General features: G+C 69.8%; 6 protein-coding genes and 1 pseudogene. 1 reads left to right on the plus strand and 6 read right to left on the minus strand.

Translation table 11 applies throughout. The annotated features are described in order from the left end of the window. Window positions 1-353 precede the first annotated feature (353 nt). The 6 genes from AB0I68_RS38580 to AB0I68_RS38605 all read right to left on the minus strand — a co-directional run bounded on the left by AB0I68_RS38580 (window position 354) and on the right by AB0I68_RS38605 (window position 5,168). On the minus strand, window positions 354-962 hold the full coding sequence (locus tag AB0I68_RS38580) for a hypothetical protein (RefSeq protein ID WP_363182117.1): 609 nt from the start codon (window positions 960-962) through the stop codon (window positions 354-356). Window positions 963-1,076: 114 nt separating this feature from the next. Beyond that, window positions 1,077-1,415: a hypothetical protein gene (locus AB0I68_RS38585; protein WP_363182118.1), complete on the minus strand. Its 339-nt coding sequence runs from the start codon at window positions 1,413-1,415 to the stop codon at window positions 1,077-1,079. Further along, window positions 1,415-1,801 carry a hypothetical protein gene (locus AB0I68_RS38590; RefSeq protein ID WP_363182119.1) on the minus strand — a complete coding sequence of 129 codons (387 nt, stop codon included), beginning with the start codon at window positions 1,799-1,801 and terminating at the stop codon, window positions 1,415-1,417. Before AB0I68_RS38590 ends, AB0I68_RS38585 begins: the two co-directional genes overlap by 1 nt. 211 nt (window positions 1,802-2,012) lie before the next feature. Next, window positions 2,013-3,236 carry a helix-turn-helix transcriptional regulator gene (locus tag AB0I68_RS38595; protein ID WP_363182120.1) on the minus strand — a complete coding sequence of 408 codons (1,224 nt, stop codon included), beginning with the start codon at window positions 3,234-3,236 and terminating at the stop codon, window positions 2,013-2,015. An 870-nt stretch (window positions 3,237-4,106) separates the two neighbouring features. Next, on the minus strand, window positions 4,107-4,670 hold the full coding sequence (locus tag AB0I68_RS38600; RefSeq protein WP_363182121.1) for a hypothetical protein: 564 nt from the start codon (window positions 4,668-4,670) through the stop codon (window positions 4,107-4,109). 159 nt (window positions 4,671-4,829) lie between these two features. Then, window positions 4,830-5,168 carry a DUF6415 family natural product biosynthesis protein gene (locus AB0I68_RS38605; protein ID WP_363182122.1) on the minus strand — a complete coding sequence of 113 codons (339 nt, stop codon included), beginning with the start codon at window positions 5,166-5,168 and terminating at the stop codon, window positions 4,830-4,832. A gap of 148 nt (window positions 5,169-5,316) precedes the next feature. On the opposite strand from AB0I68_RS38605, the pseudogene AB0I68_RS38610 reads away from it, so the two are divergent. Then, window positions 5,317-5,906: pseudogene (locus AB0I68_RS38610) on the plus strand (hypothetical protein); the annotation flags it as partial.

Here is a 5,906-nt window from a genome sequence, read left to right on the forward strand (position 1 = left end):
AGGTTCCGGGTCAGCCCGAAACTTCCTCGGCGAGCCGTGCCCGCAGGGCCGGGTGGTCCGCGACCACCGTCGCCGAACCGGGGGCGATCTCCGTGGCCCCCGACAAAACTCTTGCACTGATTCCTACGAGATCCCGGGGATAGTAGTGCACCTCCCGGGCTCTTGTACCGACCGGGTTCGGGCATGAGACCGGGCCCGGGCGAGGATCTACCGGGGCCCGGTCATGAAGGGCGCGTCCTGGCCAGTCGCGAATCTGAACTGCGATGGCGTGATCGCCAACGCCATCGTCGTTCCGCTCGCGGACCTCGTACGCGAGTAGCCCCGGCAGGACGGATCCGGCCGGGGCGAGCTGGTTAGCCCTCCTGGTGGCCGCAGTTGTTGCAGATGAAGACCGGCACGTTCGTGGGGTTTCCGTGTGAGTCGGTCTCGACGCAGCGGTACATCGTGCCGCCGCAGTTGCTGCATCCGCGGCTCTGAATCGTCTGGCCCATATCGGCCTCCATCCGGTCGGTGGTCTGACGGTCTACATGGCGCTGGTCCTCGGCGCCCCGCCCCTCGATCACCGCGTCGAGCATGGCCATGACGCGATCGGTCTCCGCCTCCCGGGCCTTGATGTCCGCCAGCGACTCGCTGTCGAGGCACCAAGCCCCACAGCGGCACCACCACTTCTCCGGGTACCCGTCGAGCTCGTACATCGGAGTACCGCAGCGGTGACAGGTCACTCGGTCATCCCTCACATGGCCGCAGGAGGAGCAGACCCAGACATCACGCTGCATCCACATCGTCTGGAGGCAACGCGGGCATCCCGTGGTGCGAATGCCGTCCGGGCCGTACGGGGGCGGGTCGGGTGTCGAAGCGGCGTACGCGACGATCCGGTCCCGTACCCGGTCGTCGGCGTCGGCCGCCATGCGCAGGAGCCGCGCTACCCGCGAGCGGGCTTCGTCGGCGAATTCGGTGGTCATCGCGGGGCAGGGTACGCGCTCCAGGTGGACCGCATCTTGCACATTGCCCCGAATGACCCTTTCAGGGTGCCCGCCCCGGGCGCCCGCGGGGGGACTGTGGGCGGCGGGCGGGAGTCAAAGGCTCCCGACGATGCCGTCGAGGACGGAGCGCGCGGCCACCAGATCCGGTGTGGCCTGCCGCACCTGCTCGGCCGTCGGGCCACCGCAGATGCTGATGCGTTGCCAGCACTGCGCCGGGTGATGAGTGACGGCCCACGCGTAGCCGCAGAGACGACAGTGTGCCATTGGGCCGCCGAACCGGGTCGCGATCGGGGCCAGCATGTGGCAGCCACTGCACGCCATATGCTCCGTGGTGCACACCCCATCGGGGTGAGCGGCCGACGTCGCTGCCTTCATCGTCAGCCGCGACAGGTCGAACCACTCCGGCTCCATACGCTCCAGGCCGCCGGCCATCAGGCCACCGCCTCAGCGAGACGTGCAGCTCCGACGCGGATGAGGAGCGCGACCGCGGCCGAGTCGCAGTGCCCCGGGGTTACCCCGGGGACGGTCCAGTACACCGGCGTCTGGGGCGTGTAGTGGAACAGGTTGACCGCGGGGACGCCGAGGTACGTGCCCGGCGGCAGGAACTCGACGCCGGGGGCCGAGGTGCCCCAGTCGAGGCGCGCCTCAGGGTTGATCAGCATGTAGTAGTTGCGGCCGCGGCCGTCGTGGATGACGGGTCCGTCGAGGCGGTCGGAGAGGACGAAGTCGATCTCCTCGGCGTCCGTGGACTCGACCGCGGCGTGCACGATCGCCTCGGGGACCCGGATCGCACCGAAGAAGGTCCCCACGAGGATCACCGCAACGCCGTGCTTCGCCCACTCAGTGTGGACATGCTCGGGGTCAGGATGGCTGCCTGCGAGCCAATTGGCCAAGGCTGTACGGCTTCTCACGGCCGCGCTCCCTACCGTCGTCAGCGAGTGGTGAGACGAAGGTAGGGGCGCGCGCACTCGACTCGGGGTAGGGTCCCTACCCCCTCGGTGAGGGGTAGGGTTCCTACCCCTCAGATGATCAAGCCGTGAGCCCGAGAGCGAGGGCCAACTCCCGCGCGTCCTCGCGCACCATGCGCGGCCCGGTCTTCGCCAGCTCCGGCAGGACCATCCGCGCATGCGTGTTGTAGCGGACGGTCTCCGGGGACGTCCTGTAGGCCTTGCCCAGCAGGGCCACCGCGGCTACGCCCTCGTTCTGCATGCCGTAGGCGCGCGCCGCCTCGACGAGGTGGCCAGCGCGCCGGGTCGCGGACGGGACCGCGCTCAGGTCCAGGGCGGCCGCGGCCTCGACCGCCTTCCCGGGTTGGACCAAGCTCAGGTGGATCGTCAGCGCGTAGGCGTCCACGACCCCCTGTCCGAAGATCAGCCAGCGATGGGCGTAGCCCTCGCCGAGCCGCCGAGCGGCGTCCTCGGCTCGGTCCCAGTACCGCCACGCCAGCCCGGCCCGGCCGATTTTGGCGTATGACAGGGCGGCTGCCAGCTGGAGCAGTCCCCACCGTGCCAGGCCCTCCGGGTCCTCCTGCCGGAGCAGGGCGGCCGCCTGCTCGGCGAGCTCGACACGAGACTCTGCGGCCGTGTTGGCGTCGCGGTAGATGTGGTTCATGTACCAGGCCGCTCCGGCGATCGCGCGTGGGCTGTCGGCGTCCTGGGCGGCGGTCATCGACCGGTCGCCGACCATTGTGATCAGCTCCGGCTCGGGCTGGAACGCGAGGAAGAGCTGGGCGAGGTGGTAGGCCTGCGCCTGTACAGCGAGCGCCCGCCGCCGATCCACGCCTTCCAGGGCGCGCACCGAGTGCTGAGTGTCCGCGAGCAGATCCGGCAGCAGCGAAGCCACGCGGGAACGGTGGTCCCCGTCGCCGTGCCACAGCCGCCATGCCTGCCGTACGCGGCCGGCCAGCACCTCGGCAGACTCCGGCTCGGTGTCGCCGGGCGCAAGCCGGTAGGTGGTCAGCGCCCGCTTCACCGCGGGCAGGTCCGCGTGGACGGCCTTTGTGTAGGTGGCGGCGGAGATCCGCTCGTCGCCGGTCAGGTCCGCGATGTCGCACTCGTAGACCGTGGCCATGCGGATCAGCATGGGGAGGCGGGGCATTCCGATAGCGCCTGTCTCGATTCCCTTGACCCACTCTGCCGAGCGGCCGACGAGGCCACCGGCGACGGCACGGGACAGGCCCGCGCGGTCTCGGGCTGCTCTGGCGCGGTGGGCGAACGTCTGGATTGCAGGGACGGTGTCGTGCTGCTCGGGCATACTGGACACTCCTTCTGACCTCGACACCCAGAAGGTACCGCCGAACGGCGGTGCGGGAACGGCGAAATCGCCCCCTCCCCGGCCCGCAGGCCGGAGAGGGGGCATTGTCGTACGGGGGCCGCGACGCCAGCCACGGCACCGGTTGCTCTTACCTCGCCACCAGGGTGTACAGGGCGACGGCCAGAGACCCGAGTCCGGTGGCCGCGGCGAGGGAAGGCAGGGGCCACCGGCCGCGTTCCAGTGCGCCGGCCCGGGCGCGCTGTCCACATGTGAGGTTCCGGGTCAGCCCGAAACTTCCTCGGCGAGCCGTGCCCGCAGGGCCGGGTGGTCCGCGACCACCGTCGCCGAACCGGGGGCGATCTCCGTGGCCCCCGACAAAACTCTTGCACTGATTCCTACGAGATCCCGGGGATAGTAGTGCACCTCCCGGGCTCTTGTACCGACCGGGTTCGGGCATGAGACCGGGCCCGGGCGAGGATCTACCGGGGCCCGGTCATGAAGGGCGCGTCCTGGCCAGTCGCGAATCTGAACTGCGATGGCGTGATCGCCAACGCCATCGTCGTCCCGCTCGCGGACCTCGTACGCGAGTAGCCCCGGCGGGAACATGACTTCGGCCGGGGCTACCGCTCAACGTCAGCGCGCGACCACGAAGCCCCGCTCGGGCTGCCGGCCGCGCGCCGCGGACACTCGGGCACGGACCGCGGCCGTTACGTTCCGACCGTCCTCGTCGACCACCAGCCACGCCCCCTCAAGATCTTCCGAGTCCGCCGGGGTCACAGCCCCAACGATCCCGTACCGCCTCATGGCGGCGTGCAACTCGTGAGCCTCGCTGGGAGTCATGTCTGTACCTCTCGTCGATGTCCGCCGAACCTACTCCCCGTCGCCCCCGCCATGCGTCGCGCAGCCCCCGGGGTTGATCGGCCCGCAGCCGCCGGGCACCGGGGTATGCGAGCAGGAAGCGGCCACGGTGACCAGCGACCGTTCCGGCCCGGTCCACAGCTCGGCGTCCGGGGTGTACCCGGCCTGCTCGATCAGTGCGACCGTACGAGTCAGGACCTCCGGGTCGTGACGGGACTGGTCCGGCCGCTCCGGGTAGTGATGGACCGTCCGCCCCAGACGGCTGCACAGCGACGCATACAGGTGGGTGTGGAGGATGAGCGCATGCCACCCCTCGTCGACCTCGCGGGTCGGGGCGATCCGTACCATCGGGAAGAGCGACGCGGCCGCGACGAACTTCAGTGCCTCGATGACGAGCCTGGTCCCCATCTCCGGTTCCATGCCCGGGTTGTTGTCGAGGACGGTGGCCCGGACATCGTTGAACTGGGCGTCGGTGAGCAGGCCGCGAGGACTGTTCGGGGACGAGGCCGGAGGTTCTGTGGGGCGGGAGGAGCAGGGCGGCGGCGCGGGCTCTCCGGGCTGGCTCTTGCAGGGCATGGTGCCTCCTCGATGAGATTCCGATGGTGCGATGGACCCGCCCCGGGCGCCCACGGGGGGACTGCGGGCGCCGGGGCGGGAGTCAAAGGGTGCCGACGACAATCACGGCGAGGACGCAGAGCACGATCACGACGTACGTGACCTGCCGGCCGAGCTCGGTCACGGCGCATTTGCCGTCGTGTGGGCATGCGCCATGTGCATCAGGCGCTTGACGATGCGGGCCAGGGCGCGGCAGTGGTTCCAGTTCGCATGCGGGCCCGACCCGAGAGGCCCCACCCGGGAGAAGTACTCCCATTCGTAAAGGGCGTCGCTGGCTCCGGCCGTCAGATCCTGCCTGGGGCGCGCGGCAACGATGTCGTGGATGTCCTGCCCGCGGGTCAGGAGCATGTCGACAAGCCGCGCGACATCCTCCGGGGACGGGCGCTTCGCGTATTCAGTGAGAGCGCGGGCAACCAGCTCGGTTGCACGGTCGTCATCGTTGTCCTGCGGCTGGCTCATGCCAGGGGGCTCCCTACCGTCGTCAGCGGGTGGTGAACTCCCGCTCGATCACTGCTCGGTATGAAGAGGTAACCCCACCACCCCTGCCCGCGAGTACCGTTGAAGGGTCGGAGAAGTATGCAAGCCATGCACCGGTCGGGAGCTGCACATGGCGCACCACTCACGCACACCAAACGTCGGCCTTTCAGCCCTGCTTGAACAGGCCGGATGGTCTCGCAGCCAGCTCGCATCGATCATCAACCGCATCGGTGCCGAGGCTGGGACCGCGCTCAAATACAGCCAGCCCGCCGTATCCCAATGGATCGCAGGCCACCAGCCTCGCGCGCAGGTCAGAGCACTGATCATCGAAGCGTTCGAGCGGAAGCTCGCCCGCCCGGTCACCTACGCTGAAGCCGGTCTCACACCGCCGCCCGGCGGCGAAGCGCCGGACACTGTTCGGGACCTCGTAGACCTCGGAAGGGCCGACATGGATCCATCCCGACGCCGCGTCATCGCAGCCGGCGTCTTCTCCGCCGCGCTTGCCATCCCGCTGTTCCCCTCGCTCGCGCGGGCCGACAGCCCGGACCCGATCGGGCCGGGCAAGGGGACTACCCGCGTGGGTCAGGGTCAGGTGGCCGCCGTACAGACGATGACCGACCGGATCGCGGACATCCTCGACGAACTCGGCGCGGGCCACGCCCGCCCGATGGCCGCGGCCTTCCTCGTCAACACGGTGGGCCCCTGGTTGAAGGCCGAGGC

The organism is Streptomyces sp. NPDC050448 (assembly GCF_040655295.1).
Lineage (GTDB): Bacteria > Actinomycetota > Actinomycetes > Streptomycetales > Streptomycetaceae > Streptomyces.